Annotated in this window: 24 protein-coding genes; 18 read left to right on the forward strand and 6 right to left on the reverse strand. The window is 55.7% G+C overall.

Features of this window, described 5'->3' with window-relative positions; translation table 11 throughout:
• Window positions 1-44: 44 nt before the first annotated feature.
• From ABH899_RS15730 to ABH899_RS15755, 6 genes are all read left to right on the forward strand, one after another.
• Window positions 45-995, forward strand: a complete 951-nt coding sequence (locus ABH899_RS15730; protein WP_369997889.1) for an ABC transporter permease — start codon at window positions 45-47, stop codon at window positions 993-995.
• Between the two features lie 6 nt (window positions 996-1001).
• On the forward strand, window positions 1002-1847 hold the full coding sequence (locus ABH899_RS15735; RefSeq protein WP_369997892.1) for an ABC transporter permease: 846 nt from the start codon (window positions 1002-1004) through the stop codon (window positions 1845-1847).
• 25 nt (window positions 1848-1872) lie between these two features.
• Window positions 1873-2904 carry an ABC transporter ATP-binding protein gene (locus tag ABH899_RS15740; RefSeq protein WP_369997895.1) on the forward strand — a complete coding sequence of 344 codons (1032 nt, stop codon included), beginning with the start codon at window positions 1873-1875 and terminating at the stop codon, window positions 2902-2904.
• A 92-nt stretch (window positions 2905-2996) separates the two neighbouring features.
• The gene (locus ABH899_RS15745; RefSeq protein ID WP_369998245.1) at window positions 2997-3989 is read left to right on the forward strand and encodes an ABC transporter ATP-binding protein; all 993 of its coding nucleotides are present in this window, start codon (window positions 2997-2999) and stop codon (window positions 3987-3989) included.
• Window positions 3990-4073: 84 nt separating this feature from the next.
• Window positions 4074-4589 carry a hypothetical protein gene (locus tag ABH899_RS15750; protein ID WP_009675954.1) on the forward strand — a complete coding sequence of 172 codons (516 nt, stop codon included), beginning with the start codon at window positions 4074-4076 and terminating at the stop codon, window positions 4587-4589.
• 330 nt (window positions 4590-4919) lie between these two features.
• Window positions 4920-5669, forward strand: coding sequence for a uracil-DNA glycosylase family protein (locus tag ABH899_RS15755; RefSeq protein ID WP_369997899.1), 750 nt, complete (start codon window positions 4920-4922; stop codon window positions 5667-5669).
• A 1-nt stretch (window position 5670) separates the two neighbouring features.
• On the opposite strand, the gene ABH899_RS15760 is transcribed toward ABH899_RS15755, so the two are convergent.
• A complete protein-coding gene (locus ABH899_RS15760) occupies window positions 5671-6549 on the reverse strand; it encodes a LysR family transcriptional regulator (protein ID WP_369997902.1) in 879 nt (292 codons plus the stop codon).
• A gap of 132 nt (window positions 6550-6681) precedes the next feature.
• On the opposite strand from ABH899_RS15760, the gene ABH899_RS15765 reads away from it, so the two are divergent.
• The 4 genes from ABH899_RS15765 (at window position 6682) to ABH899_RS15780 (ending at window position 9887) form a co-directional block, all read left to right on the forward strand.
• Window positions 6682-7143: a nucleoside deaminase gene (locus ABH899_RS15765; protein ID WP_218230579.1), complete on the forward strand. Its 462-nt coding sequence runs from the start codon at window positions 6682-6684 to the stop codon at window positions 7141-7143.
• A gap of 2 nt (window positions 7144-7145) precedes the next feature.
• Window positions 7146-8453, forward strand: coding sequence for a uracil/xanthine transporter (locus ABH899_RS15770; protein WP_218230578.1), 1308 nt, complete (start codon window positions 7146-7148; stop codon window positions 8451-8453).
• A 103-nt stretch (window positions 8454-8556) separates the two neighbouring features.
• Complete coding sequence (locus ABH899_RS15775) at window positions 8557-9225, forward strand: MgtC/SapB family protein (RefSeq protein WP_009675958.1); 669 nt, start codon at window positions 8557-8559, stop codon at window positions 9223-9225.
• A gap of 161 nt (window positions 9226-9386) precedes the next feature.
• Window positions 9387-9887: a hypothetical protein gene (locus ABH899_RS15780; protein ID WP_009675870.1), complete on the forward strand. Its 501-nt coding sequence runs from the start codon at window positions 9387-9389 to the stop codon at window positions 9885-9887.
• A gap of 157 nt (window positions 9888-10044) precedes the next feature.
• Here ABH899_RS15780 and ABH899_RS15785 read toward each other — a convergent pair whose 3' ends face one another.
• Window positions 10045-11856: a methyl-accepting chemotaxis protein gene (locus tag ABH899_RS15785; protein ID WP_369997908.1), complete on the reverse strand. Its 1812-nt coding sequence runs from the start codon at window positions 11854-11856 to the stop codon at window positions 10045-10047.
• Between the two features lie 706 nt (window positions 11857-12562).
• Between ABH899_RS15785 and ABH899_RS15790 the strand changes: the two genes are divergently transcribed.
• Both ABH899_RS15790 and ABH899_RS15795 read left to right on the forward strand, forming a co-directional pair.
• Window positions 12563-13927, forward strand: a complete 1365-nt coding sequence (locus ABH899_RS15790; RefSeq protein WP_369997911.1) for an extracellular solute-binding protein — start codon at window positions 12563-12565, stop codon at window positions 13925-13927.
• A 216-nt stretch (window positions 13928-14143) separates the two neighbouring features.
• Window positions 14144-14437 carry a hypothetical protein gene (locus ABH899_RS15795; protein WP_369997914.1) on the forward strand — a complete coding sequence of 98 codons (294 nt, stop codon included), beginning with the start codon at window positions 14144-14146 and terminating at the stop codon, window positions 14435-14437.
• 140 nt (window positions 14438-14577) lie between these two features.
• Here ABH899_RS15795 and gdhA read toward each other — a convergent pair whose 3' ends face one another.
• Window positions 14578-15960 (reverse strand): NADP-specific glutamate dehydrogenase, encoded by a 1383-nt coding sequence (gdhA, locus tag ABH899_RS15800; RefSeq protein WP_369997917.1) that lies wholly within the window; start codon window positions 15958-15960, stop codon window positions 14578-14580.
• A 388-nt stretch (window positions 15961-16348) separates the two neighbouring features.
• Between gdhA and ABH899_RS15805 the strand changes: the two genes are divergently transcribed.
• From ABH899_RS15805 to ABH899_RS15820, 4 genes are all read left to right on the forward strand, one after another.
• Complete coding sequence (locus ABH899_RS15805; protein ID WP_369997920.1) at window positions 16349-16588, forward strand: MarR family winged helix-turn-helix transcriptional regulator; 240 nt, start codon at window positions 16349-16351, stop codon at window positions 16586-16588.
• 257 nt (window positions 16589-16845) lie between these two features.
• Entirely contained in the window at window positions 16846-17724 is an 879-nt protein-coding gene (locus tag ABH899_RS15810; protein ID WP_218230571.1) for a polysaccharide deacetylase family protein, read from the forward strand.
• Window positions 17725-17791: 67 nt separating this feature from the next.
• Entirely contained in the window at window positions 17792-18361 is a 570-nt protein-coding gene (locus ABH899_RS15815; RefSeq protein WP_009675827.1) for an RNA polymerase sigma factor, read from the forward strand.
• A complete protein-coding gene (locus ABH899_RS15820; protein ID WP_369997922.1) occupies window positions 18358-19857 on the forward strand; it encodes a DUF4179 domain-containing protein in 1500 nt (499 codons plus the stop codon). Before ABH899_RS15815 ends, ABH899_RS15820 begins: the two co-directional genes overlap by 4 nt.
• Window positions 19858-20016: 159 nt before the next feature.
• Here ABH899_RS15820 and ABH899_RS15825 read toward each other — a convergent pair whose 3' ends face one another.
• The 3 genes from ABH899_RS15825 to ABH899_RS15835 all read right to left on the reverse strand — a co-directional run bounded on the left by ABH899_RS15825 (window position 20017) and on the right by ABH899_RS15835 (window position 24052).
• Window positions 20017-20862, reverse strand: coding sequence for an alpha/beta fold hydrolase (locus ABH899_RS15825; RefSeq protein ID WP_369997924.1), 846 nt, complete (start codon window positions 20860-20862; stop codon window positions 20017-20019).
• A gap of 665 nt (window positions 20863-21527) precedes the next feature.
• On the reverse strand, window positions 21528-22733 hold the full coding sequence (locus tag ABH899_RS15830; protein ID WP_369997927.1) for a cytochrome P450: 1206 nt from the start codon (window positions 22731-22733) through the stop codon (window positions 21528-21530).
• Between the two features lie 287 nt (window positions 22734-23020).
• Entirely contained in the window at window positions 23021-24052 is a 1032-nt protein-coding gene (locus ABH899_RS15835) for an LLM class flavin-dependent oxidoreductase (protein ID WP_369997930.1), read from the reverse strand.
• A 299-nt stretch (window positions 24053-24351) separates the two neighbouring features.
• Between ABH899_RS15835 and ABH899_RS15840 the strand changes: the two genes are divergently transcribed.
• Together ABH899_RS15840 and hxlA are read left to right on the forward strand one after the other, a co-directional pair.
• Entirely contained in the window at window positions 24352-24714 is a 363-nt protein-coding gene (locus tag ABH899_RS15840; protein ID WP_369997932.1) for a winged helix-turn-helix transcriptional regulator, read from the forward strand.
• A 296-nt stretch (window positions 24715-25010) separates the two neighbouring features.
• Window positions 25011-25643 carry a 3-hexulose-6-phosphate synthase gene (hxlA, locus tag ABH899_RS15845; RefSeq protein ID WP_009675963.1) on the forward strand — a complete coding sequence of 211 codons (633 nt, stop codon included), beginning with the start codon at window positions 25011-25013 and terminating at the stop codon, window positions 25641-25643.
• Window positions 25644-25645: the final 2 nt, after the last annotated feature.

Genomic DNA, 25645 nt, shown 5'->3' on the forward strand with positions numbered 1-25645 from the left:
ACGGAATCGACGACAACCAGGCGTCATTGACGGAGGAATTTCTTTTGGGAAAATACGTGCTGCACCGCATCCTGCAGTTGATACCTATCCTGCTCTTTATTTCGATTGTCTCGTTCGCGCTGATCCGGCTGGCGCCCGGAGATCCCGTTCTTTCTTTTGTAACGCCGAATATGAGCCCGGAAGATGTGGAACGGATCCGGCAGAACATGGGGCTTGATCAGCCCCTCTATATTCAGTACTTGCTCTGGCTGAAAAATGTGCTGGCGGGCAATTTTGGGTACTCGCTGAACAATCACAGGCCCGTGCTGACCCTGATCGTGGAACGCCTTCCCGCAACAATCGGGCTGATGGGCTCCGCATTCCTGCTCTCGCTGCTTGTCGCGGTTGTGCTGGGACTGATCTCGGCCGTGTATAAAAACAAGCTGGCGGACCGTGTGCTCAGCCTTCTGTCGTACATCGGCATATCCCTGCCGGGACTATGGTTCGCGCTGATTCTGATCTATGTCTTCACCGTTAAGCTGCACTGGCTTCCGAGTATGGGGATGCGGACGATCGGTGTCCAATCCGCCTGGGATGTCATCAAGCACGGCATCATGCCTTGTCTGGTCCTGTGCATCACGCATGTCTCCGTGTTTATGCGCTATATCCGGTCGAGTACGATCAGCCAGCTGGAGGAGGATTACGTCCAGATCCAGTACGCCTACGGCTCGACCAGACGTACGGTACTTTTCCGCCATATTCTGAGGAATGTGCTGCTGCCCGTGATCACGCTGTTCGGCTTGTCCTTTGCGGAGATTATCACCGGCGCTTTTATTGTGGAAAGTATTTTCTCATGGCCCGGCATGGGCTCGCTCGGCATCAACGCGGTCTTCGGTCTGGATTACCCGCTCATTATGGGCATGACGATGATGTCGTCTTTCCTGCTCATTTTCGGTAATTTGCTGGCCGACGTGCTGTACGGCCTGGTAGATCCCCGAATAAAAACGATGAGGTGAGGACGAATGAACTCCATGAGATGGCGCCTGCTTAAGGCGCAGCTGCTCCGGCAGAAGTCGGGCCTCGCGGCGCTGATCCTGCTCGCGCTGTACGCGCTGGCGGCGGTATTCGCTTTCGCCGTTCCGTACGACCCCAATGCCATTCATCTGACGGAGCGTTTGCAGCCTCCGAGTGCCGAGCATTGGTTCGGGACGGATGACAACGGCCGCGATTATTTCGCGCGGGCCTTGTACGGCGGCCGGGTTTCGCTCAGCGTAGGCTTCCTGGCGATGATCTTGTCCGTCATTATCGGGACGGCCGTAGGTACGATCAGCGGGTATTTCGGCGGCAAAACGGACAGTTTGATTATGCGCGGCGTCGATATTCTGCTGTCCATACCGTCCTTTTTCCTGATGCTTATTTTGAACGCCTATTTAAAACCGAGTATTCTGACCATTATTCTGATTATCGGCCTGCTCAGCTGGATGTACATCTCCCGGATTGTGCGTGCGGAAACCATTTCCGTCAAGGAAAGGGAATATGTGCTGTATGCCCGTGTGTCCGGGCAGAGCACCTTCCGGATTATCGCCCGGCATATTATTCCGAGTATTGTCCCGACCATTATCGTGGCCGCCACGATTTCGATAGCGGGTACGATTATGATGGAGTCCGCTTTGAGCTTTCTCGGGCTCGGCGTAAGACCGCCGTATGCCTCCTGGGGCAGCATGCTAAACAACGCCAAGGGCTATTTGGGCGAAAACCCCTATCTGGCCTTGTTTCCCGGTTTATTCATTCTGACGACAGTTCTTAGCTTCAATTACCTGGGTGATGTGTTCCGTTCGGCGTTCGAACCGAAGGTGAACCGGCGCTAATTTTTCAGCAACGGAGTGGAGATGAATGGCTTCCTTATTATCGGTTCGTGATTTAAAAACCTCGTTCTTCACCCGGGAAGGCGAGGTGCAGTCAGTCCGGGGCGTGAGCTTTACGGTAGAGAAAGGCGAGATGGTCGGCATTGTAGGCGAATCGGGAAGCGGCAAAAGCGTGGCGGCCAAGTCCCTGATCCGTCTGATTCAGCCCCCGGGCAAGATCGTCGGCGGCGAGGTGACGCTTCAGGGGACGGATACGCTGCGGCTGCCGGAAGAAGAGCTGAGGAAGCTCCGCGGCAACCGGGTGGCGATGATTTTCCAGGACCCGATGACCTCGCTCAATCCCGTTGTCAAAGTCGGGGCTCAGCTCATCGAAGTAATCCGCCGGCATCAGAAGCTAGGCCGCAAGGCGGCCCGCCTACGGGCGATAGAACTGCTCCGGGAGGTCGGCATTCCGTCGCCGGAGAAGAGAATCGACCAGTACCCGCACGAATTCAGCGGGGGGATGCGGCAGCGTGTGATGATCGCGATGGCGATCTCCTGCCGGCCCGAGCTGCTGATCGCCGATGAGCCGACCACTGCGCTGGACGTCACAATCCAGGCTCAGATTCTGGATTTAATGAAGAACCTGTGCGATACGACAGGGACGTCCGTTCTGCTCATTACTCACGATCTGGGCGTGGTCGCGCAGGTCTGCACCCGGGTCGTTGTCATGTACGGCGGGCTCGTGATGGAAGAGGGGCCTGTGGAAGCCATTTTCGAGACTCCGCGGCATCCGTACACGCAGGGTTTGCTGCGGTCCATCCCGAAGACGGGCGGCGGTTCCCGGGAGAAGCTCGTGCCTATCGAGGGCACGCCGCCGAATCTGCTCGATCCGCCCCCGGGCTGCCCGTTCATGGAGCGCTGTCCCCATGCGATGGAGAAGTGCCTGCGGCTCCCGCCTTACTACGAAGCACAGCCGGGACACCGATCGCTGTGCTGGCTGGCGGAAATGCCCGGCAGCCGCGATAGCGGGAGCGTGCCGCAGGCGGCCGACACGAAGCGAAAGGAGGGAGACTCGTGAACCAAGAGCGCGATACAACGGCCCCTGATGCGAGTCTTGCTGCGTTGAAGGGCCCGGACCCGGGCTCGGCCGGAGCGGCAGTGAAGGATGAGGTGCCCGGTGCCCCGGACAAAAACCGGGACGTGCTGATCGACGTCCGGGGGCTCAAGAAATATTTCCCGGCGTCCCGATCTTTGTTCGGGCGTACCACCCGGGAACTGAGAGCGGTCGACGACGTCAGCTTCCGCATTCACCGCGGCGAAACGTTCGGACTTGTCGGAGAATCCGGCTGCGGCAAGTCCACGACAGGCCGCTGCATCATCCGGCTGCACGACGTCACTTCCGGCGAGATCCGCTACGACGGCCGCGATATGGCCGCTATGACCGAGAAGGAGCTAAAGCCTTACCGGAAGCGGATGCAGGCCATTTTCCAGGACCCGTATTCCTCGCTGAATCCGGGGATGAACGTCCTCCAGCTGATTTCCGAGCCGCTGGAGATACACAGCGCCTTTTCACGCGCGGAGCGGCGTGAGCGTGTGCTTGAGCTGCTGGCCAAGGTCGGCCTGAAGAGCGAGCATGCCGACCGCTACCCTCACGAATTCAGCGGAGGCCAGCGGCAGCGGATCAGCATCGCCAGATCGCTGGCGGCCAGCCCGGAATTTGTGCTGTGCGATGAGCCGATTTCGGCGCTTGACGTGTCGGTGCAGGCACAGGTGGTCAATATGCTGGAAGAGCTTCAGGATGAGTTCGGGCTGACCTACTTGTTCATCGCCCATGATCTATCGATGGTGCGGCATATTTCCACCCGCATCGGCGTGATGTACCTGGGCAAGCTGGTGGAGGTCGCCCCGAGCGAGGAACTGTACACGAGCCCGGCCCATCCTTATACGGAGGCGCTGCTCTCCGCGATACCGGTTCCCGATCCGAAGGCCGCGCCGGCAGGCGGCCGTATTCTTCAGGGGGACCTGCCGAGTCCGCTGGAGTCGATAACGGGATGCAAATTCCGCTCCCGCTGTCCGTTTGCGATAGGCCGCTGCGCGGTGCAGGAGCCGGAGCTGCGGGAGATCGCCCCCGGGCATTACGCGGCCTGCCACTTGCATGAGTAGCGGAGCTTTCTATAAACTGAGATAAGAATAGACGATGATGCGGCAGGCACAAACAGCGACAGCTTACGAATAGAGGTGTTTCTTATGGAGAAAGAGGCAAGATTTTCACAAAAAACGGCTGTATTACTGGAGCGTGTGCGCCGGTTAGGCCTTTCCGACGAGGTGCTTCTGGCCAGTGCGGCGTCCGGAGATGTAAAACCTTTACAGGAAGTATCCGGCAGCGATTCTGATTACGAAGATTTTTTCGTTTACGGGGAGGCGCACGGAGAACAGATTGCCGAAGGCATCCGAAACGGCTACCGGATGAAATTCAATACCCTCGGCGGGCTCCATGCGTGGCTCAAAGAACGGCTCGGCCGGGAAGCCGAAACGGATTTCACCGCGTCCGTAGGCCGGATCGACGGACTCTCGCTGACGGTGGACGAGGCGGAGCTGCTCCGCGGTTCTCTGGCTTCAAACTGGCTCCTGCGGGAGGTGCCGCTACAGGCGGAAGGGCAGGCGGACCAGGCATCGGCGAGTGGGGATGCTCCGGCACTCTCCGCACCGGGACAAAACGGCACTTATTCACTTCTTCTTAAATTTTTGCTTGAGAGGGACTGACACACAAGTAAAGGCTGGAATCCGTGCTTTATGCGGTTCCGGCCTTTTATTGATACGAGCGGGCGCAAAAGAGTAAAGCATACGGAGAAGGCAGAAGCGTTACATTGCTTATCCGAAACAAGCGGCTTGAACCTATCCCTCTTAGAGTCACAGGTTCTCCTTGGCATAAACTAGCAATACCCGTAGCAAACCGTGCGTAAAGCCGAAATAACGTAACGGGCCGATCGGGCCGATTCACCGTAAAGGGTGGATCACGTAAAGTCCGAATCACCGAAAAGGGGGATCGCGTAACATTCGGTTCACCCCCAATAGAAAGGAGGCCAGCCTGACATGCTGCCCACAAGCGAGTTCCATACGTACAAGCCCGCTATTCTTTCACTACCGGCGGACCGTCCGCTTACCAAAGAAGACCTGCTCACGGACGACTTTCTGATGAAGAGAAGCGGCCGGCTGGCCATGTATTACGCGCCTCACAACGAATTTGTCCGCCCGGCCGCCCAAGTCGTGATCGTGGGGATTACGCCGGGCTGGACCCAAATGAAAACGGCCTTCGAAACGGCAAGGGCCGGTCTGCTCCAAGGACTGCCGGACGACGAAATTGTCAGAAAGGCGAAGGAAGCAGCAAGGTTCTCGGGAGGCATGCGGCGCAACCTGATTTCGATGCTGGACGGGCTTGAGCTGCACCGCTATCTGGGATTGGCTTCGAGTGAGGAGCTGTTCACGCAAGGCATCGGCTCCGTGCTGCATACGACTTCGCTGCTGCGGTACCCCGTTTTCGTACAGGGAAAAAACTACACGGGCGCGCAGCCGCCTCTTCTGTCCAATGAATTTCTGCGGGGAACGGCCGTCGCCTTCACGAAGGAAGAATTGGAGCGGCAGCCGGGGGCGCTGATTATTCCGCTTGGCAAGACGGTAGAAGGCCTGCTGCAGCGGATGGAAGAGGAAGGATTGCTCGGGGAGTGCGGCATTCTGCACGGGTTTCCGCATCCTTCCGGGGCGAACGGTCACCGCCGCAAGCAGTTCGCCGAACACCGGGAAGCCATGAAGCGGCGGCTGGAGGAGAAGTTCGGACGCGCGTAGATTACCAGTTCCGGTAAACGTCGATAAACGACCGGGACGCCCGCGAAAGCCACCCGTCCCTCAGGCCGATCAAGGCCGATTGCGCCGGAAGGATGTCGCCTTCGAGGGGAATATACCGAAGGAGCGGGCCCGGATGCAGCTTCGGCACGGTTTCCGGCACGATTCCGGCTCCGAGTCCCGAAGAAACGAGCTGGAGCAGGGTGGACATGTCGGAACATTCGCACACGATGTCGGGTTCGAGCCGCCTTTTCGCGAATTCTTCGTGGATCATATGATGAAGCCCCAGCCCCTCCGTACTCGGAATAATCAGCGGATACTCGCGGATCTGCTCGAACGTGATGGGGCTCTGCGCCCGTATGTCGTCGGCCGCCGTTACGAAGCAGTAACGCTCCGAACGCACATAATGCACCGTAAAATCCTGCAGCGGCAGGGGAAGCGGCATGCGAACAATGGCCAAATCGATGGCCTGTTCTTTGAGCAGCCGGCAGAGGAGCGACGATTCGTTCTGATGGATTTTGAACGTAAACCGGGGATAGTTCTGCCTGAATTCGCCCAATATACGGGGGAGCAGATCGTCGGACAGTGTATTGACCCCGATGCAGAGCTTGCCCGACCAGCCGCTCCGGACGGCATGAATCTCTTCTTGCGCTTCTTCCATGGAAGAGATGATTTTGACCGCATGTTTGTACAAGGTCCGGCCTTCTTCGGTGAGCAGCATTCTTCGGCCCTCTCTGCGGAATAAAGCGGCGCCGAGCGTTTCTTCCATCGCTTTCAGCTGCTGGCTGAGCGGAGGCTGGGCGATATGAAGTTTTTTGGCGGCGGCCGTAATCTGTCCTTCTTCCGCGATGGCTTTGAAATAATGAAGTTGTTTCAGATCCAACCCAATCGTCTCCTTTTTCCATATGAAAATCATATAGGAAACAAATTTTATTGATATTATTTATATACTTCCCATCATGATACCATGGAAATGCCGCGTTAAATCCGAATCATGGAAAGAGGGAACTATCCGATGGATTCTACTGATGTTTTTATAAAGCGGGCCGTAGAGCTTGCATGCACGAATACCCGTGAAAAAAAGGGCAAGCCGTTCGGGGCCGTTATTGTAAAAGACGGCCGGATTATCGCCGAAGGCGTGAACGATGTGCTGGAAACGCACGATCCTACCGCACATGCCGAAATCCAGGCCATACGGGAAGCGAGCCGTGTGCTCCGGCAGCCGGATTTATCCGACTGTGAGCTGTATGCCAGCGGCGAGCCCTGCCCGATGTGCCTGTCCGCCGTCTACTGGGCCAAATTCAAGGCCGTGTATTATGCGTATACGGAAGAGGAAGCTTCGCGAATCGGAATGAGTACGAAATTCGTTTACGATCAGCTGGCGCTTGCTCCCGAGAAAAGAGTCGTCCAGCTTGTCCGGGTGGAGCCGGATTGTCCGGATCATCCCTACGCGGTCTGGAAAGAAAACCAGGCCTGAACATGCGAGTGACATTAACGCCTAAGATCGGTCTGGCGGGTCTCCAATGGATGTTTTTCATTCTGATGAACACGATTGTGGTACCGCTCACACTGGGGCACGTCTTCCAACTGCCGCCAGGTCAGATCGCCTTCTCCCTGCAGGTGTCTTTTGTGCTGACCGGTGCCGCCTGCATGCTCCAAGCGTACTGGGGCCACCGGTTCGCCCTGATGGACGGTCCGGCCGGCGTCTGGTGGGGCTTCACGCTCAGCATCGCCACATCGGCCGTCGCAAGCGGCGCGGATATGAAGGCGGTCGGCGGGGGACTTGCCGCCGGGTATCTCCTGTCCGGCCTGATGATGGCCGTCCTCGGGCTGCTCGGATTCGCGCGTATTATGCGCAGGCTCTTTAACCCGGTCGTCATCAGCGTCTCTCTGTTCCTTCTGTCCGCCCAGCTTATGGCCAGCTTCTTCACAGGCATGCTCGGCGTCGGGGAGGACGGGCGGATGAATCCGCCGGTAGCCCTTCTGTCGGTGCTGATCGCGCTATTTGTCGCGGTGCTTTATTTGAAGGGGCGCGGATGGGTGAGCAACTTTGCCATGCTCTTCGGCATTCTGCTGGGCTGGGCCGCTTACGGGCTCAGCTTCCCGGCTCCCGGCAGTATGCCGGACCACGCTGCGGCCGTACAAGGGCTTTTTCCATGGGGGAGTCTCCGGGTGGATGCCGGGATCATGGCGGCTTCTTTCATCGTCGGTTTCATCAACATGTCCAACACGGTGACGTCTTTAAAAGCCGCCGAAAAGCTGTACGGCGAAGCCGCCACGGAGAGCCAATACCGCCGCTCGTTCCTGATCACCGGTCTGATGACCTTGTTGACGCCGGTATTCGGCCTGATCCCGTTCGGCACCTTCACCTCTTCGATGGGGCTGCTGGAGAGCATGAAGATCCTGCACCGCCAGGCTCTCGCTATCGGCGGCGGGCTTTTTCTCGTGCTGGGGCTTATTCCGCCTCTCGGAGGATGGTTTTCCGGTCTGCCGGTCAGTGTCGGGAGCGCGGTTCTTTTCGTCGCTTATCTGCAAATGTTCGGTACGGCCGTCCGTTCGGTGGAGGGAACAAGATTCAATTCCAAAACCATTTACCGGCTGGCCTTGCCTATTCTGCTCGGTGTCAGCATCATGAACACGCCCTCCGTTGTATTCTCGGCGCTGCCCGTTTATATCCGTCCGCTCGCGGGCAACGGTCTGGTGGTGGGGATCTTGATGTCTCTGTTCCTGGAAACTTGCGTAAACTGGACAAAGCTGGATATCGCGAAGGAAAAGGGTTACGATTAAAAGATCCTGCATAAGCTGGAGATCAAACGGCCGCAATCGGGTAATAGATAACAAACCGGACAGGGCGGTCTTATAGTTGAAAGACACGGCAGGGAGTGAGAATATGGTTCAATTCGATTACTTGTTGAGGGTGCTTGTCGCCGGGATATGCGGAGCGCTTATCGGCTACGAGCGGAAAAGCCGTTCCAAGGAAGCGGGGATCCGGACTCATTTTGTTGTGGCCGTGGGTGCGGCGCTTATGATGACGATTTCCAAATACGGCTTCCAAGACCAACTGGACTGGCCCAATCTCGGGCTAGACCCTTCCCGTGTGGCTGCGCAGGTGGTCAGCGGAGTCGGCTTCCTGGGTGCCGGCATGATCTTCATGCAGAAGCAGACGGTGAAGGGGCTTACGACCGCTGCCGGCATCTGGGCTACGGCCGGGGTGGGGATGGCCGTCGGTTCTGGCATGTACGGGCTCGGAATCGGCGTCACGCTGCTGATCCTGGCTGCGCAGAAGGTGCTGCACGGCCGGTTCAACTGGCTTGCGGCTCCGAAAAGTGAACACTTGTTTATGCGTCTGGCCAACGAGCCGGATGCTTTGGAGAACATGCTGGCGGCCATCCGAGGCAGGGGCATCAAGGTGCTCAGCTTCACGATGGACAATGCAACCAAGGAAACGGACGAAATAGTTCTGGAGATCACCGTAAGGCTGCCCGAATCGTACCGCATGGAGGAACTGCTGAGCCTGACTCGCGAGGTTCCGGGCCTTCTTACCATCGAAGTTCAGTAAGAACGCATTACCGAATACCGTCCTCCTTCATGGAGGGCGGTATTTCGCTTGAACGCGGAAAGCCCGCACTGCATATACTGTATAACCGGAGCAGAAACACCGGAAAGTTTTGCAACCGTTCGCAGAGTGGATATCCAAACTTTTTCGCCGAGGTGAGGCTGGTGGGGACCCGATTATTAGCCGAGCAGTTGATTCAGCAGCGCTATCCTCATTTGAGATATGTCCGTGTTCATACAGACGGTAAAAATACGGCGGTCATCTACGCGTGGAACGAAGAACTGCTTCTGACCGCCGAAGATATGGCCAATCTGAAAGAATTCGCTTCGAGTTATTTGCTTCCTCATGTTTGTTTTAAAGTAAAACCTTACGACCAGCTCAAGACGGACAGTATTCCCCAGGCCCGCATCCAGGAACTGCCGGAGAGGATCTGGAAAGCGGCGGTAGCCCGGGAATCCAACCAGTACCGCATTGCGGCGGCGCTGAACGATTTGTTCACGATGAGCATCCGCTTTACGTTCAGCCGGTACGACTCCGTCACGGGCACCGTCCATTTTGTGGCCCGGGCTTCGATTCCCGTCACCGATGCGGTCAAAGAGAGGGTTCAGCGCTACCTCTATGAAATGATTCCGCTCGGGACCCGGAGCGAGGTTACTTACTATTGAGAGGCCTTCGGTAAAAACAAATCACCCCTGTACGGAGCGTTTGCGCTTCGGCACAGGGGTGATTTGTTTCCGGATCAGCCCCCTATTCCGGGCGCAAACGGGCTTGCTGGACGGATGAACGGGCTTTATCCGGTTACATAAAGCGGGATGGCTCCGGTTAGCTGTCCGGCTCCAGCTTGAATCTCTTGGTCTCGCCGATTAGATGCTGGGCCGTCGCTTTAAGCTGATCGGACATGTCGGTCAGGGCGACGACGGTCGTCCGCTGCTCTTCCATCGTGGCGGCAACCTCCTCGGTTCCGGCCGCAGTCTGCTGGCTGATCGCGGAAAGGTTGGAGATGGAATTCAGCATGCCGTCCTTTATCGCCGTAATCTTATCGATGCTCCGGGACATCACTTGTATCCGGGAAGTGGTTCTTTCGACCGCGTCCGAGATGCCCGCAAAAGCAACCTTCGTATATTCCAGGGACTGATTCTGCTGGCTCATCAGCTCGTTATATTGGGAGAAAGAAGAGAGCGTGCTGCCGATTTCCTGCTGAATGTCCATGACGATGGAATTGATAATGTCGGCGGACTGCTCCGACTGCTGGGCCAGCTTCTTCACCTCGTGGGCGACCACCGCAAAGCCTGAGCCGTGTTCGCCGGCCCGGGCAGCCTCGATGGAGGCATTCAGCGCAAGCAGGTTGGTTTGCGAAGCGATCTCCCGGATAATCCGGATGATATGGCCGATTTCCTCGGACTTCGTTTTAAGCGCGTGAACGATGGCGTAGGTATGCTCGTTCTTCCGGGTTCCTTCCGCCGCAAGATCCTGCAGAGAATCGAGCTGCCGGAGCCCGGCCGCGCTCAGTTCTTCCGTATCCTGCGCAATGGCTACCGTCTCTCCGGTATCTTCCCGGAGCCGGAGCATCAGCGAGTCGATGTCGTTCACCATCTGGCTGTTCTGCTCGGCTACGGCCGCCTGCTCGCCCGCCCCGGTGGCGATTTCCTCGACGGACCGGGTGACTTCCAGCGAAGAGCCGGAGAACGACTTCGTCTGCTGGAACACTTCACCGGCAACCTCTGTCACGGTGTGCGCCGAAACCGATACCTGCCGGATCAGCCCGGCCAGGGAAAGGGCCATGTCGTTGAAGCTTCTGGCGAGATCGGCGATCTCGTCTTGTCCCTTCAGCTTCACCTTATGCGTGAAGTCGCCGGCCTCCAGTTTGTGCATCCCGCTGCGCAGCGCCTTAATCCGGGCGGCAAACTGGCGTACAAACAGGTAGAGGCCCGTCATGCCGATAACAAAGGTGATGCCGAGAATCCAGATGGTCTGGATCTTGATATTGTCGCGCATCACGCCGGCCATGGCGTTCAAGCCGAAATCAAGCCCGATGACGCCGATGACGTTGCCGCTTGCATCCTTGACGGCTTTGGACAGCGTCATGGTCGAGATGCTGGTGTTCACGGCGTCCAGGTAAGGTTCGGTCCAGTTTACCTTATCGGGGTTGGCAATGGCCGCTTTGTACCAGCCGCGCTCCCGCGAATCGAAATTCGTGAGATCGACTTCAAGGGGAACCTTGGGGTAAATATAGGACTGGCCTTTGACCGTCGAGTAGAACATGCTCAAGTAATAGCTCTGATCGAGCAGGGTAGGAAAAAAGTTCACGTAAAAATCGTTTTGTCGGACATCGTTTACTTTCTGCATATTCTGATAATCGGTCCGCTTGGGTTCAGGGAAGGCATATTTATCGAGCTGCATTTCGGGCTTGGCGGCTGCTTCAAGGACAAGCTTCTCCGCTTCGGAGAACATTTTGGCGAATCGGGGTGACAGTTTTTCCAACTCTTTTTTTTTGCCGGTTACTGCCGTGTAGTTGACGAATTCGGTCTGTTTGTAGGTGAGATAACCGAGCAGAGACGCGGGCAGCAGCAGAGCCGCGGCTATAATGATAAACAATTTTCCCTGCACGCTGCGCAGCCGGTTTAAACTCTTCATAGATGAGCCTCCCTTAACGATATCCTCTTAAATTTCCCTGTATAGTGCGAAATAAAATTGCAAGCAGGCGCTACCTGAAAAGAAAGCGGAACTTTCAGCATTCCGTTGCTGCTCATAACTTGAATTTCAGCTAGATTTCCTGGAGATTCTGCGATAGGACTGTAAGCGCATTCACTACTGCTTCGACTTCTTTCATCGTGACCAGTGGTTCCTCGGCTGCGGAGACCCCATTCTGTGTCTTGGAGAAGGCACCGATCTCCTTCGAGCGTTCGGCAAGCTGGCAGCCGACTCGGCCGACTCTTTTGCGGGTTAATGGTTGGCTCGGCAGTAAAAGGTCAGGTCTTTTTTTTGCATCGCTCCTTTGAAGAGACTCATGTATGGCCATTACATGAAATGTAATCTTTTAAAATGCAGTTTACATTTTGTTTTCGTATTTCGACAAAAAATTACACCATCCTCTCAATTTCGATATGAAAAGAAGGATTTCATAAAAAATTTCGTCAGTTGAAAGAAATGTCCAGCTTTTAAGGCATACAGGTGCAAAAATCATGTGTGGTATCTATAGAAAGGTCTTGGGAGAGGGACGGCTTGTCCGGAAGAGGTGAAACTGAGAACCGTGTGGGCTACAAAAAGATCAAGTTTGAGCGGCCTTATGGTATACTATTGTTAAATTATGCCTGTCAGTTCTGGGACGAGGAGATTTACCATGAGCAATAAGCCTGACCGCATCACGTTTCAAACCCGGTTCGAGGAAATGGTCGGAACCCTTCGCAAAGAGATTTTATCTTCTATCCGGCCTGCGGGCGATTACCTGCCTTCTGAACTGGCTTTGGCCGATCAGTATCTGCTGAGCAAAAAATCCGTCCGCAAGGCGCTGGATATCCTGGTGTCCGAAGGACTGATCGAGAAGGTTCCCCGGGTAGGCAACCGGATTATTAAGCCGGACGCGGAGCACGCCGTCACCGTCAGGATCGGCTGCTATCCCTCGCTGGACAGCGAAACCGGGCTGCAGGAGCTTTTGCGGCAGTTTCAGCTCCAACACCCGCATATTCAGGTGGAGACGGCGGCGCTGCCCTATACGAATTATCCCGATTCGGTCCGGGGCTATCTGAGCAGCGGCTGGCTGGATGTCATGTCCCTCAATAATTGGAACTTTCTTGAGATGGCGGACCGTGATGCGCTCGACCTGTTCGAGCCCCGGCCGCCGAATCCGGCTCATTATTCTTTTCTGCCGGACGTATTTGCCCGCAGCGGAAATCAGGCTGCCCAGCCTCTGCTGTTCTCGCCGGTCATCCTCTGCTACAACAAAACGCTGTTCCGGCAGCTCCGGCTTCCCGAGCCGGACAGCAGCTGGTCCTGGGACCGGCTTTCGGAAGTTTCTCTGCGGATCAAAGAGGAGCGGGGCATTTCCGGCTTCTACGCGCATATCGCATCCACCAACCGGTTTCCGGTCTTCCTGCTGCAGAACGGGTTTAAGTTCCGGCGCACGGAAAACGGCTGCCGGTTCGACGATCCGTTGCTGTGGGAGAGCCTGAAGACATTCCGGGATCTCATCCATACTCAGGGGCCGGTTCCCTCCTTCTTGTCCGAAGGCGACGCCGATGCGGAGAAGCTGTTCGCCCAGCAGAAGACGGCGATGATCATGACGACCTACTACGGATTGAAGTATTTAAATGATCTGCCGTTCGAGTACGATCTCGCCCCTTTGCCCTACACGGGCAGGGCTAAGACGCTGCTGCTTGTGACGGGGCTTGCCGTTAACCGGGCGTCCAGGCAGAAAGAAGCGGCGGGCATGCTGGTCGATTTCCTCTGTTCGGAGGCCGCGCAGCTGTCTGTCCGGCGGAATACGCTCAGCATCCCGGCTTCCAAGTCCGCGGCGGAATGGGAAGGGGCGGAGACGTTATACAGGCCCTCACGTTACCATATGTACCGTGAAATCGTTCCGACGTTCGGCGGCTATGAAGAGCTGAACATCACGATTGAAGAGCTGGACAGACTGCGCAGCGAATTGAAGCTGTTCTGGTCCAATCTGGAGCAGCCCGAATCGGTGATCCAACGTCTCGGCAAGTAAGCCGGACGACTCCGTGCGGATTTCCGGCAACACGCAGGGGAAGGTCGTACCCGCAAGTCTTTTAAGGTGTAGTGGAGTGAAATTGGCGCACAACCATGTACAAGATCCGGAAATCGTTTATTCAGGCACGGGTGGATATTTCGTTCCCTTGGCCTGCAAGAGCGGTTTCTTTTTGCATAACGGTCCGACCGGCCTTATCCAACAGGAGAATCGAGAGTGACAACCCTTGCAGAATTCGGGGTGAAAAAGGCAGAGAGCGAACCGGAAGAAAACGGATCGCTCTCCCGGAGCCTGCAGGAGCCCGTCAGTGCCGCCGAAACAGGCGGAACAGCCGGGAAGATGCAGCGTGGGGTTGTCGGGCCGCCAGAAGCCCCTGCAGCCCCTCTGGCGGCCAATTTCGGCGCGGCGGTCGCCGGCAGAGGCGCTTTTCCCGCCCGGGGGGACCCGGGTTCCCGGATCGTGGACCTATTCGCGGAGACGGCAAGACTGCTGTGGCTGTTGAAGCGGTAGCTTCCGGCCTCTTTGCCGGTTTGGGGCTGCAAGGCGCTCGCTGATAGGATGGGCGGCCAGATTGTTTTGTTAGGAAAAAAAGCCCCACCGGCCTTAAAGGCGGTGAGGCTTTTCGTGTATATGTCCGGGCATATGGAAGATTAAATGATTCCTTGGGCGATCATGGCGTCGGCCACTTTCTTGAAGCCCGCGATATTCGCGCCCACGACAAGGTTGTCCGCGTGGTCGTACTCGGCGGCCGCCTGAATCGAAGCCTGGTAAATGTTCTTCATAATCTGATGGAGTTTCGCATCCACTTCTTCGAACGTCCAGGCTTGGCGCATGCTGTTCTGCGACATTTCCAGCGCGGAAACCGCCACGCCTCCGGCGTTGGCCGCTTTGGCCGGGCCGAAGAGAACGCCTGCCTGCAAGAACGCGTCGATGGCATCAAGCGTCGTCGGCATATTCGCGCCTTCCCCGATAGCTTTTACCCCGTTGCCGATAAGAGTCTTGGCGGACGTGATGTCGATTTCGTTCTGCGTCGCGCATGGGAGGGCGATATCGCAGGGAATCGTCCAGATCTTGTCGCAGCCTTCATGATAGAAGGAGCCGGGATGGAGAAGGGTATACTCGCTGATCCGTTTTCTTTCGACTTCCTTCAGCTGGCGGACCGTCTCCACATTGATTCCGTTCGGATCATAGATATAGCCGCCGGAATCGCTGCAGGCCACCACTTTCGCGCCGAACTGCTGGGCTTTCTGCATGGCGTAGATCGCCACGTTGCCGGAGCCGGATACGACGACGGTGCTTCCCTCAAAGCTCAGGCCCTTGGCCTGCAGCATCTCGTGCACGAAGTAGACGGTACCGTAGCCGGTCGCTTCCGGACGGGCCAAGCTGCCGCCGTAACCGACGCCTTTGCCGGTCAGAACGCCCGCTTCGAAGCCGCCGCGGATCCGTTTGTACTGTCCGAACATGTACCCGATTTCGCGGGCTCCGACACCGATATCTCCGGCCGGAACGTCCGTATCCTGACCGATATATCTAGAAAGCTCCGTCATGAAGCTTTGCGTGAAGCGCATGACTTCCCCGTCGGATTTGCCTTTGGGATCGAAATCCGATCCGCCTTTACCGCCGCCGATCGGCAGACCGGTCAGGGAATTTTTGAAAATTTGCTCGAAGCCGAGAAATTTGATGATGCTCTCGTTTACGGAAGGATGGAACCGGAGTCCGCCTTTGTAAGGTCCGATGGCGCTGTTGAACTGGACGCGGAAACCGCGGTTTACCCGAACATTGCCTTGGTCGTCCACCCAGGGAACACGGAACGAAACGAGCCTCTCCGGCTCGACCAGTCTTTCGAGAATGCCGGCTTTCATGTAATGCGGGTTTTTAGCAAAAACGGGAACGAGCGATTCCACGATTTCCTTAACGGCTTGCTGGAATTCATATTGATTCGAATTACGCTGTAAAACAGTCTGATAAACTTCTTCAATATACGTTTTTGCCGCCACTTCGTTTACGGCCTTGCCTCCAAGCGATACTCCCATTCACTTCACCAACCTTGTTAGGTGTAATTTTCTAATACTATTACATGTTTTTAATGGGAGAGCAACCATATTTCCATAAAAAATGCTTTATAGGGCGATAAAAAAGGTCGATAGCAAAATCCGAATTTTAATTGACCGCCGGATGTTTAATGTACGATTTTAGCGTCGGATATGCTCTGCCGAGGGCTGCGGAAGGGCCGGAACAGAGGCCGGATTCTGCGCGGGCCGAGCTTTCGAGGCCTGTTCTTTTTGGACAAGCGAGCGTCCTTTTCCGGTCAGTGCCTTACCGAAGGAGGCCAGCGGCATAATGATGCCGAGCACGAGTAAAATTGTGAACAAATTTTGATAAGCTCCGAGAAGCGCCGATTTTTTCACCTCTGCGAGAAGAGTGGAAGCCGCCGATTTTTTCGCTTCCGCGGCGGAAAGACGGTCTCCCGACCAGAGGAACGGCCGGACAAGCCTGATTGAAATTACTCCCCGCGGCAGGGAAGTTTTCAGAAATGTCCGTAAAGCGCACATCGGGGCTTATTCGGAAATTTTGGGGAGCTGGCCCGAAGCGGAGCTTTCCCGGCTGGAAGAAACATTGGAGAAACTGAATCATTCTCTCGCGGACTGGGAAAAGAAGTGATTCAAAAGGCTTCCTAACCGCTAAACCTGCTATAATAGAGCCGGAAGAAACTGCCGGCCCGCGAACAAACGGCCGGATCGATAAACGAATAGATCCGATGAGTCCCTTCTTAAGACATGGTGCTGACCGGAAGGTTGCATACGCGCCGTCAGGAGGGATTTTTTTTGTGCTGTATTCATCGGTTTTGAACCCGGAGCCGTTCGCTTACGACTATAGTGTAGCGCGCTTAATACGGAGTATGAGAGGTTAGCATAGGAATGAAAAATATAGTTTTGGCAGCCTGCGGCATTTTTTTCGGGGTTCTTCTGATTTTTACGCTTGGTTGGGACCCGAATGGACGGGAGAATGCGGCAGGGCCGGTTTATTACGAAAATAAAGCCATCGTTCTGCTGTACCATGATATCCGCAAAACGGCCGGTAACCGTAAGGATCTGCCTTCAACCGTAACTCCCGGGCAATTTGAGGAGCATATGGAGATGCTGAGGGACCGGGGATTTCATATCGTTCCGATGGAACAGTTTGTACAGTTTATGCGGGAAGGCGGGAAATTGCCGCCCAATGCCGTTGTTCTGACCTTCGACGACGGGTACGAATCCTTTTATACCGAGGCGCTGCCGATTTTGAAAAAACACGGCGTGACGGCTTCCAATTTTATCGTTGGAATTTCCTCGGACCTGTTTAATCCAAACGCCGACCCGCATTTGAACTGGAATCAGATCCGCGAGCTGAAAGAAGCGGGCATGGGCATCTATAATCACACCTACGATCTTCACCGGAAAATTCCGGAAGATGAAACGGACCTGATGACCCCGGCGCTCACCGCCCGGATGTTCTTGGAGCAGAAGAAGCGTAACGAGATTGACGGAGAATATCGGAAAAGGATTCGAAGCGACATCGCTTTTCTGGAAAAGAGACTGGATGACGAAACGGGCAAGCACCGCCGTCTGCTGGCCTTCCCTTACGGGGCTTATACGGACGCTGTCGCTGTAGAGGGCCGGCGGGCGGGGATCGAGCTCTTTTTCTCGATTGAGGACGGGATTAATCAGCCGGGCAGCGAGATTGTCCGCCGAATAAACGCCGGAGAGCCTTATATAACGGCAGACGCCTTGTGGAGCATGCTGAAAAAAGTTTTTTGAGCTTTTTTTGAACCGCAGCCGGACTTCTTACGCCAGTAGATAGAGAAAGTGTGGAAGGAGTGTCAGCATGGAACTGGAAACCGAGCAGCAGCAGCTGGAGGCCATCCGGCAGGGAGACAAGGACGCATTCCGCGCCCTGGTCAATCCCCTGATCGCGAAGTCATACCGGTCCGCTTTAGCCATTCTGGGCTCTAAACAGCTGGCGGAAGAAGCCGTACAAAATACATTGATAGAAGCGTATTCGACGATTATGAGCGGCAGGGAGATCCGGCGTTTCCAAGGATGGTTCAGCCGGGTGGTAGCCAACCGCTCGATCGATGTCGCCCGGAAAGAACAAAATTACAGGCAAAGCCTGGACATTGACGACCTGATGATCCCCGATCAGGGTTCATCCCCTCTGGAAGACTTGCTCCGCAAGGAAAATTCGCAGCGGGTGATCGAAGCGGTTCTGGCTCTAAAGCTCCAGCAGCGGATGGTCATCGTGCTGTATTACTTTCAGGAATTGAGTATAGAAGAAATCGCCGAAATGCTGGGATTGAAGGCGGGAACGGTGAAATCCAGGCTTTATCATGCCCGTTTGAAGCTCAGCCGGGATCTCCATCTTACGAGACCGCAAACAAAGGAGATAATGATATGAAGAGCGATCATGGTTTAAAGCAGGCTTTGGACAAGTCGTTTGACAATATCGCCGTGCCCGAATCGCTCTATCAGTTTGCGGGCGAGCTGCCGGAAAAATTCGACGCCGGGGAGCTGGAGCACACCCCCGCCCCCGGGCAGGCTCCTTCCGTAAGGCCCCGCCGATACCGGCGTGTCGCTGCGGGAAGCGCCGCGGCTGCGGTGCTGGTGCTTGTTTTCTCCTTCGGCGTGAAAATGTCCCCCGCGTTCGCTTCCTTCGTCAAAGGAGTACCCGGTTTCCAGATCGCGGTGGACTGGCTGACGGATGTGCGGAAGAAGGACGGCGTCCAGAACGCGATCGACAACGGCTATTCGCCTATCGAGCCCGTGACGAAGCAGTTCGGAGGCACGACGATTACGATCGGCGATATTTATTTGACGGAAGAAGAGCTGATCTACAAAGTGTTCGTCCGCACCGATGAGTTCGATGTATCCGACGAAGACCGGAACATGGATATTTGGGTAACTCCCCGCGATTTGCCTGCCGGAGGTTCGAGGACATCCGCATCCGTTACGACGGAAGGAAACAAGCCGGTTCGGCAGGAGACGTACAAGTTTCAGCTTTCGCCTGGGGAAGATTCGGCAGGAGGGCTTCTTGATTACGGCAGGGAGCTTCAATTCACTGTGCAAAAACATACGTCCGACCCGGCGCTCCGTAAAACGGATATAGACGAAATCGGGAAAATCGGCGTTCCCTTCGATTCCAGTAAAATTTTGCACAACAAAGTGTTCCGGCCGGAAATAGCCGCAGCCGTGAAAGATAGGGATTGGAAGGAGCTGAAAGTGGATAAACTCACCATTCAGCCGACCACCATGAATGTTATTCTTAAAGGCCGTGAAGGCTGGGGATACGATTTCCCGAGGGAGGATGAAGAGGGAGCGCCTTACCTCAAAGACGATAAGGGCAGAGTGTACCCTTACGATCCCTCCGGTCCGGGACTTGTGCTGAAGGACGGCTACCTGCAGCTTCCTTTCTCCACCTCGGTTTTCTTCGACAAGGACGTGCGGAAATTGGTTCTGCACATCGGCAAAGTCACCGTGACGGAACACAAGCCCGAAGCGACGTTTAAGCTTTCCATGAACGAGAAGTTCCCGAAAACAGTCACTTTCAAAAATCAGGACATCGTCATAGAGGGTGCGGAGTACCACAAAGAGGGCTACCTTCAGCTGAAAGTCAGAAAAGGCACACTGGACAAAAAGTTGGAAAAGGAAACCCGCTTTATCGGGGAAAAACCGGAGAAGTCGGTTGATGAGTATGACGAGTTTATGCGGCAGGAGGAGTCTATCCGCGAAGGCTTGGGTATTCCCGGCTACGGAAAATTGGAGGACAACGAGCAAAGCTCCTCGTTCAACGTGTACCTGCTGGCGGAGAAAAAAGACAGCTACGGGCTCTCGCTTGTCCGCTCCAACGCGGAAGTGATCGTGAATCAGGATCTGCCGATCGACTTGCAGCCGTAAGAGCGGGTTCTCCGCAGAGATGCGATGCGCCAGCGGTGAGAAGGAGCCGAGGTGCCGGTGGGACGAACCGTGTTCCCGCGTCTAGGAGACCGCATTGCAAAAGAAAGCCTTCGGAACCGCTTGGAGAAGCGGCTCCGAAGGCTTTTTTGGCGTTAAATGCTACAAAGCGGCATACTTGGCGATACCGCCGATAATGGCAGGCCAGTCGGCTCGCGGAAGCTCGTGCCCGGTACCCTGGAGCGTTAGCAGCTCCGCGCCCGGAATGGAGTCGCGCAGCGCTTTCCCGTGTCCGTAAGGGATGATGGGGTCTTCTGTCCCGTGAATCACAAGGGTGGGCGCCTGGATCTCGGCACTCCGGCCCAGATAGGCTTCTCCGCCTGTCACATAGCTGTGATTGAAAGAGCTCGCGTAGTTAAGGGCTCTCGCAATGTCTCTCTCGGCCAGGGCGGTTACCCTTTCTCCGTCAAACGGATGCTTGGATCCGGCAAGGATGCGCCATTTGTCAACGGCGTTCCGAAGGAGCGTTTGCGGATCGGACCCGTCCATCTCTCCCATGGAATTGAAGAAAGCTTCCACTTTCGCTTCCATCGGGGGCAGTTCTTCCCATCCCGGACCGAAATACATCGTGCTCAGAAGCGAGATGCCCTGCACGCGATGAGGATGCCTGAGGGCAATGATCTGGATGAGCATGCCTCCCATGGACATTCCCGCGAAATGGGCTTTTTCCACCTGGTAGGCGTCCAGAACGGCGATGGCATCGTCCGCCATGTCCTCGAACGTATACCCGGGCTGGCCGGGTTCATAGCTTGCGGAGCGCCCGGTGTCGCGGTTATCGTAGCGGATCACGAAGAAGCCTTTCTCGGCCAGCAGCCTGCAGAAATCCTCTTCCCACCAGAGCATGGAAGCCGTTGCCCCCATAATGAGCAGGACTGCCGGGTGTGCGGGATTGCCGAAACTTTCCGTGCACAATTCAACATCTTTGACGCGTATCATTCGTTCACTCATGTTATACACCCTCCGATTCATATAAAAAAATAAAAACACAGGCGCTGCCTGTGTTCGGGTGACCGGAAAGGAACGCGAGTGCCCCGCATGTCCATGCACGTGTATGCGTAAATTCCCCCTCGCTATAGAACGAACAGCTTGTCACGCCGCAGGACGCTCCCGCTCCACCCGGTCAAAAATCGCGGGGGCAGAAGCGGGTCTTGCAGTGAAAGCGTTCAGCGAACGAACGATGCGAGGGCACGAAACATGCGGCGGATAAGCCGTTCCGTCACCGGAGCATCGAAGGGTGCCTAATGCAAGCCATAACGGGTTTGCATTAGGCGGAGGGCATAGAAAAAGAGGGCGGAGAAGTCCCGCCCTCTTTAGCCTATGGCTAATTGGGGTTATGAAGCAGGCAGACCAATCCCGATCACCCTGCACAGGGCAGGGCCTTTAAGCGCTATTTAGTTAGCTGCGTAAAGTCGATCGAAATTAACTGTTCCCACACATAACCCTCCGTTCTTTATAAGGTAAGCATATTTTACCAGAAATTCAGGGCGAGATCAATAAGAGCGGCACACCGGGCGGACAAGAAGGGCGGGCGGAATACAAAGCTGAAAAGCTGTAAGGTGCCTATCGCTCCCGTCATTTACGCAAGCCGGACAAGTCGCCGTCCCTCCGGCTGCTTACTCTTCGACAACGACGGGCAGCGAAACCAGATTATGGTTGTTCGGAGCCAAATGGTCCTGCGGCCGGAAGCCGTCCGGTATCGAGTAATCCGAGAACCGTTCCACGAATGTCTCCAGCGCCTTCACCGCTTCCATCCTTGCAAGCGGAGCTCCCAGGCAGAAATGCTGGCCGCTGCCGAACGTAAGGTGCTTGATGTCCTTACGCCGCACGTCGAACGACTCGCCGTCCGGAAACCGGTTCTCGTCCCGGTTGGCGGATGAAACCCAGGCGATGATCAGCTGGTCTTTCTTCATCTTCGGACCGAACACGTCCGTGTCTTCCCCGATTCTCCGGTCCAGAGAAGCCGCAAACCGATAGCGCAGCGTTTCTTCAACCGCCTGCGGCACGAGACTGCGATCTTCGCGCAGCTGCCTGTAAGCACCGGGCTGGTCTTTGACCAGGCTGTAGAACATGTTCGTCAGCAGCGTGGTCGTGGTTTCGTTCCCGGCGCCGAGCAGGCCCATGGCGGTTTGAGCAACCTCGGCATCCGTGAAAAAGGCCCCTTCGTATTCCGCGAGAATCAGATCCGAGATGATATCGTCTTGGAGCTGCGTGCGTTTTTGCCCGACAATGGGAAGCAGATATTCGACGAACTCTCTGCTGGCACGGGCTTTGGCGGCCTGCATCTCCTCGATATGCTGAAAATCGTGAGGCATGAACAAAATGTCCGACCAGTTTTTAATCTGCCGCCAATCTTTCGAAGGCACTCCCAGCAGGTCGGCGATGACCGTGACGGGCAGAGGAACAGCCAGCTCTTTAACAAGATCGACCGATCTCTTCTCCGCCACGTTGGTCACAAGCTCGTTCACGATGTTCTGAATCCGCGGTTTCCAGTCTTCCAGACTGTGTGGAGTAAAGGCTTTGGAGAGAAGCCCTCTGCGTTTGCGGTGATCCGGCGGATCGGAAAAAATCAGATTCACCTTATTGTCGCTAAGGGGAACCGGAATCAGGCTCCGGTCTCTTTTGCTGGGAAAAAGTTTGTAGTCGCTCAGAACTTGCTTGGCATGGTCATAAAGAAACACATTCCACGTATCCTGCCGCTCGTCGTAAAATACCGGCGATTCTTCACGCATCTTCTTGTACCAGGGGTAGGGATTCCAGAACTCGTCCTTCGTTCTAAAACCGGTAATTTCATGAATGAACAGCTGTTCTTTAACCGCCATAAAAAAGCCTCCCTCATAAGAATGAAAGTATGGTGTACAGGCCATCTGCATTTTTACCCTTTTTTGGTTAAAAGGAAACAAATGTTAATTAATATGAGAGAGACAAGCGGATTATCCTTGTTCCACGTGAAAAAAAACCGCCGGCCCGGAAAGGGCACAGCGGTTTGGGTGAGTGCAGCAGCGTAACGCCGCAAGCGGCGGGTTTTGTTTGACCGGCGGCCCGAAAAAGTGCCAATCGGGTGCGCTAGTCGGTGTCTGTGCGGCGCACAAAGCGGGGGATGGCCGGTTTATTGTTCCCCGGCCGCCTCGGCCAGAAGCTCATAGGAGCGCAGACGCGCCCCGTGATCGTAGATCTGCGAGGTGACGATGAGCTCGTCCGCCTGCGTCTCCGACAGCAGGTAGTCGAGTCTCTCCCGCACGGTTTCTTTCGTTCCGGCGGCCGTGATGCTGAGCTGCTTCCGGACGATGGCTTTCTCGTGCGGGCTCCACAGCTCATCCATGTTGTCCACCGGCGGATTGAGCAGGCCGGTCTGTCCGCGGATGAGCTTCAGGAACTGCTGCTCGTGGGAGGTCGCCAGCCTGCGCGCCTCCTCCTCGGAATCGGCGGCGAAGACGTTGACGCCGATCATGACATAAGGCTCCTTCAGCGCCTCGGACGGGCGGAAGGAGCTGCGGTACAGCTCCAGCGCCGCGATCAGGTAATCCGGCGCGAAGTGGCTGGCGAAGGCGAACGGAAGGCCGAGCTGGCCGGCCAGCTGCGCGCTAAAGCCGCTGGAACCGAGTAGCCAGACCGGGATGTTCAGCCCTTCGCCGGGCACGGCTCTTACACGACCCGGGGAAGCGCCGGGTCCGGGGTTCAAATAGCCCCGCAGCTCTTCGAGCTGCTGCGGGAAGTGCTGGCCGTCGCTCTCGGGACCGCGGCGCAAAGCCCGGGCCGTCAACTGGTCGGAGCCGGGCGCCCGTCCGAGGCCCATGTCGATGCGGCCCGGATAGAGCGACTCCAGCGTGCCGAACTGCTCGGCGATGATCAGCGGCGCGTGGTTCGGCAGCATGATGCCGCCCGAACCGACGCGGATTTTCTTCGTGCCGCCGGCGACGTGGCCGATCACGATCGAGGTCGCCGAGCTTGCGATGCCCGGCATATTGTGGTGCTCGGCCAGCCAGTAGCGGTGATACCCCCACTGTTCGGCGTGCTGGGCAAGGTCGAGTGTATTTTTTAACGAATCCGCCGGTGTTGCCCCGAGGACGACCGGAGCCAGATCCAGAATGGAGAGCGGGATACGGGTGATGCTTTTTGCCGGTTGATTGGTGTCAGCCATCGGAATCAGCCTCCTGTTTAAATGGTGTCGGAACGAGTGATCTTATCGGGCCGGATAAGGAAACCCCGCCTTTTGTCCAAGGTAGGGGTTAACGTTGATGTCCGGTTTTTGCGAAAGTCATCTATTTCTGCTGCCCGGTTTCCGGATCGGAGCCTCGGGAACGGGATTGGGATGGAGAAAATGAAATGGTTAAACAATAAACCGACTGTACCTGTTATTATGAAAGAGCATATAACCCGATGCAAGTACCTACTTTTAAGTGATATAGGTACTTTAAGGATACTAAAGGAGCCAGGCCAATGGGAGATCAGCTTTTTAAACAGTCTGTGGAATTAACGCTGAAAGTAGTCGGGGGCAAATGGAAGCCGGTCATTCTCTGCCATTTGACGGAAGGCACACACCGTTTCGGAGAGTTGAAGCGGGAAATGCCGGACATTACCCAGAAAATGCTTACCCAGCAGCTGCGTGAGCTTGAGCAGGACGAGATTATTCACCGCAAGGTGTACAAACAGGTTCCGCCCAAAGTGGAGTATTCACTCACACCCTACGGGCTGACCATCAAGGAAGTATTGAACGTGATGTCGGAGTGGGGAGCGAATCATCAGAAGAAGATGCACTCGGCTCCGGCCGGGCCGCCGCTTACAGAAGCGACCGAGCCTTGACTCTTATTCGGTTTGGGCCCCGAAGCCGGGCTGGAACGAGCGCCGGAAATCCGATTTTTCAACTGTCCCGAACGATTTATACGGCGGATCAGCCTATTGACGGGCGGACGGCTCCTCTTCGGAGGGGCTTTTTTGCGTTGCGCGGAAACGAATCATGGCGGGTTTTACTGCTCATTAGTATCCTTTTGGTGACTACGTTCCCTAATAGTGCGTACTTTCTTTTCTGCTGCCAAGGATCTAGAATAAACGCATGGCAATCAACAAATTATAACTGACATCTTAGGAGGTAATCATACATGGAATTGCAATTGGCGCTGGATCTCGTAAACATCCCGGAAGGGATTGAGCTGGTTAAAGAGTTGGAACCTTACATCGATATCGTTGAGATCGGAACACCGGTCATCATCAATGAAGGTTTAAGAGCCGTCAAGGAAATGAAGCAGGCTTTCCCTAATCTGAAAGTTCTTGCCGATCTCAAAATCATGGACGCGGCGGGCTATGAGGTCATGAAAGCATCCGAAGCGGGCGCCGACATCATTACGATTCTGGGCGCGGCGGAAGATATGAGCATCAAAGGGGCCGTTGAGGAAGCAAGAAAGCAGAACAAAAAAGTTCTGGTCGATATGATCAGCGTAAAAAACCTGGAAGAACGCGCGAAAGAAGTCGATGCGTTTGGTGTCGATTACATCTGCGTTCATACCGGATATGATCTGCAGGCTGTCGGTAAAAATTCGTTCGAAGATCTTCAAACGATCAAACGGGCCGTTAAGCGGGCAAAAACGGCAATCGCCGGCGGCATCAAGCTCAGCACACTGCCGGAAGTGATTAAGGCGCAGCCGGATCTCGTTATCGTAGGCGGGGGCATTACCGGACAGGACGACCGTAAAGCGGCCGCGGCCGAAATGCAGCAGCTGATCAAGCAGGGGTAACC

This window comes from Paenibacillus sp. RC84, assembly GCF_041260495.1.
Classification (GTDB): Bacteria; Bacillota; Bacilli; order Paenibacillales; family NBRC-103111; genus Paenibacillus_F.

What these genes read in the sequence shown, in the direction of transcription:
- ABH899_RS15840 (WP_369997932.1), top strand. Translation starts at nt 24,352, where the DNA reads ATGGGAGATCAGCTTTTTAAACAGTCTGTGGAATTAACGCTGAAAGTA.
- ABH899_RS15830 (WP_369997927.1), bottom strand. Translation starts at nt 22,733, where the DNA reads ATGGCGGTTAAAGAACAGCTGTTCATTCATGAAATTACCGGTTTTAGA.
- gdhA (WP_369997917.1), bottom strand. Translation starts at nt 15,960, where the DNA reads ATGGGAGTATCGCTTGGAGGCAAGGCCGTAAACGAAGTGGCGGCAAAA.
- ABH899_RS15735 (WP_369997892.1), top strand. Translation starts at nt 1,002, where the DNA reads ATGAACTCCATGAGATGGCGCCTGCTTAAGGCGCAGCTGCTCCGGCAG.
- ABH899_RS15755 (WP_369997899.1), top strand. Translation starts at nt 4,920, where the DNA reads ATGCTGCCCACAAGCGAGTTCCATACGTACAAGCCCGCTATTCTTTCA.
- ABH899_RS15825 (WP_369997924.1), bottom strand. Translation starts at nt 20,862, where the DNA reads ATGAGTGAACGAATGATACGCGTCAAAGATGTTGAATTGTGCACGGAA.
- ABH899_RS15740 (WP_369997895.1), top strand. Translation starts at nt 1,873, where the DNA reads ATGGCTTCCTTATTATCGGTTCGTGATTTAAAAACCTCGTTCTTCACC.
- ABH899_RS15775 (WP_009675958.1), top strand. Translation starts at nt 8,557, where the DNA reads ATGGTTCAATTCGATTACTTGTTGAGGGTGCTTGTCGCCGGGATATGC.
- hxlA (WP_009675963.1), top strand. Translation starts at nt 25,011, where the DNA reads ATGGAATTGCAATTGGCGCTGGATCTCGTAAACATCCCGGAAGGGATT.
- ABH899_RS15815 (WP_009675827.1), top strand. Translation starts at nt 17,792, where the DNA reads ATGGAACTGGAAACCGAGCAGCAGCAGCTGGAGGCCATCCGGCAGGGA.
- ABH899_RS15820 (WP_369997922.1), top strand. Translation starts at nt 18,358, where the DNA reads ATGAAGAGCGATCATGGTTTAAAGCAGGCTTTGGACAAGTCGTTTGAC.
- ABH899_RS15810 (WP_218230571.1), top strand. Translation starts at nt 16,846, where the DNA reads ATGAAAAATATAGTTTTGGCAGCCTGCGGCATTTTTTTCGGGGTTCTT.
- ABH899_RS15770 (WP_218230578.1), top strand. Translation starts at nt 7,146, where the DNA reads ATGCGAGTGACATTAACGCCTAAGATCGGTCTGGCGGGTCTCCAATGG.
- ABH899_RS15785 (WP_369997908.1), bottom strand. Translation starts at nt 11,856, where the DNA reads ATGAAGAGTTTAAACCGGCTGCGCAGCGTGCAGGGAAAATTGTTTATC.
- ABH899_RS15790 (WP_369997911.1), top strand. Translation starts at nt 12,563, where the DNA reads ATGAGCAATAAGCCTGACCGCATCACGTTTCAAACCCGGTTCGAGGAA.
- ABH899_RS15750 (WP_009675954.1), top strand. Translation starts at nt 4,074, where the DNA reads ATGGAGAAAGAGGCAAGATTTTCACAAAAAACGGCTGTATTACTGGAG.
- ABH899_RS15835 (WP_369997930.1), bottom strand. Translation starts at nt 24,052, where the DNA reads ATGGCTGACACCAATCAACCGGCAAAAAGCATCACCCGTATCCCGCTC.
- ABH899_RS15765 (WP_218230579.1), top strand. Translation starts at nt 6,682, where the DNA reads ATGGATTCTACTGATGTTTTTATAAAGCGGGCCGTAGAGCTTGCATGC.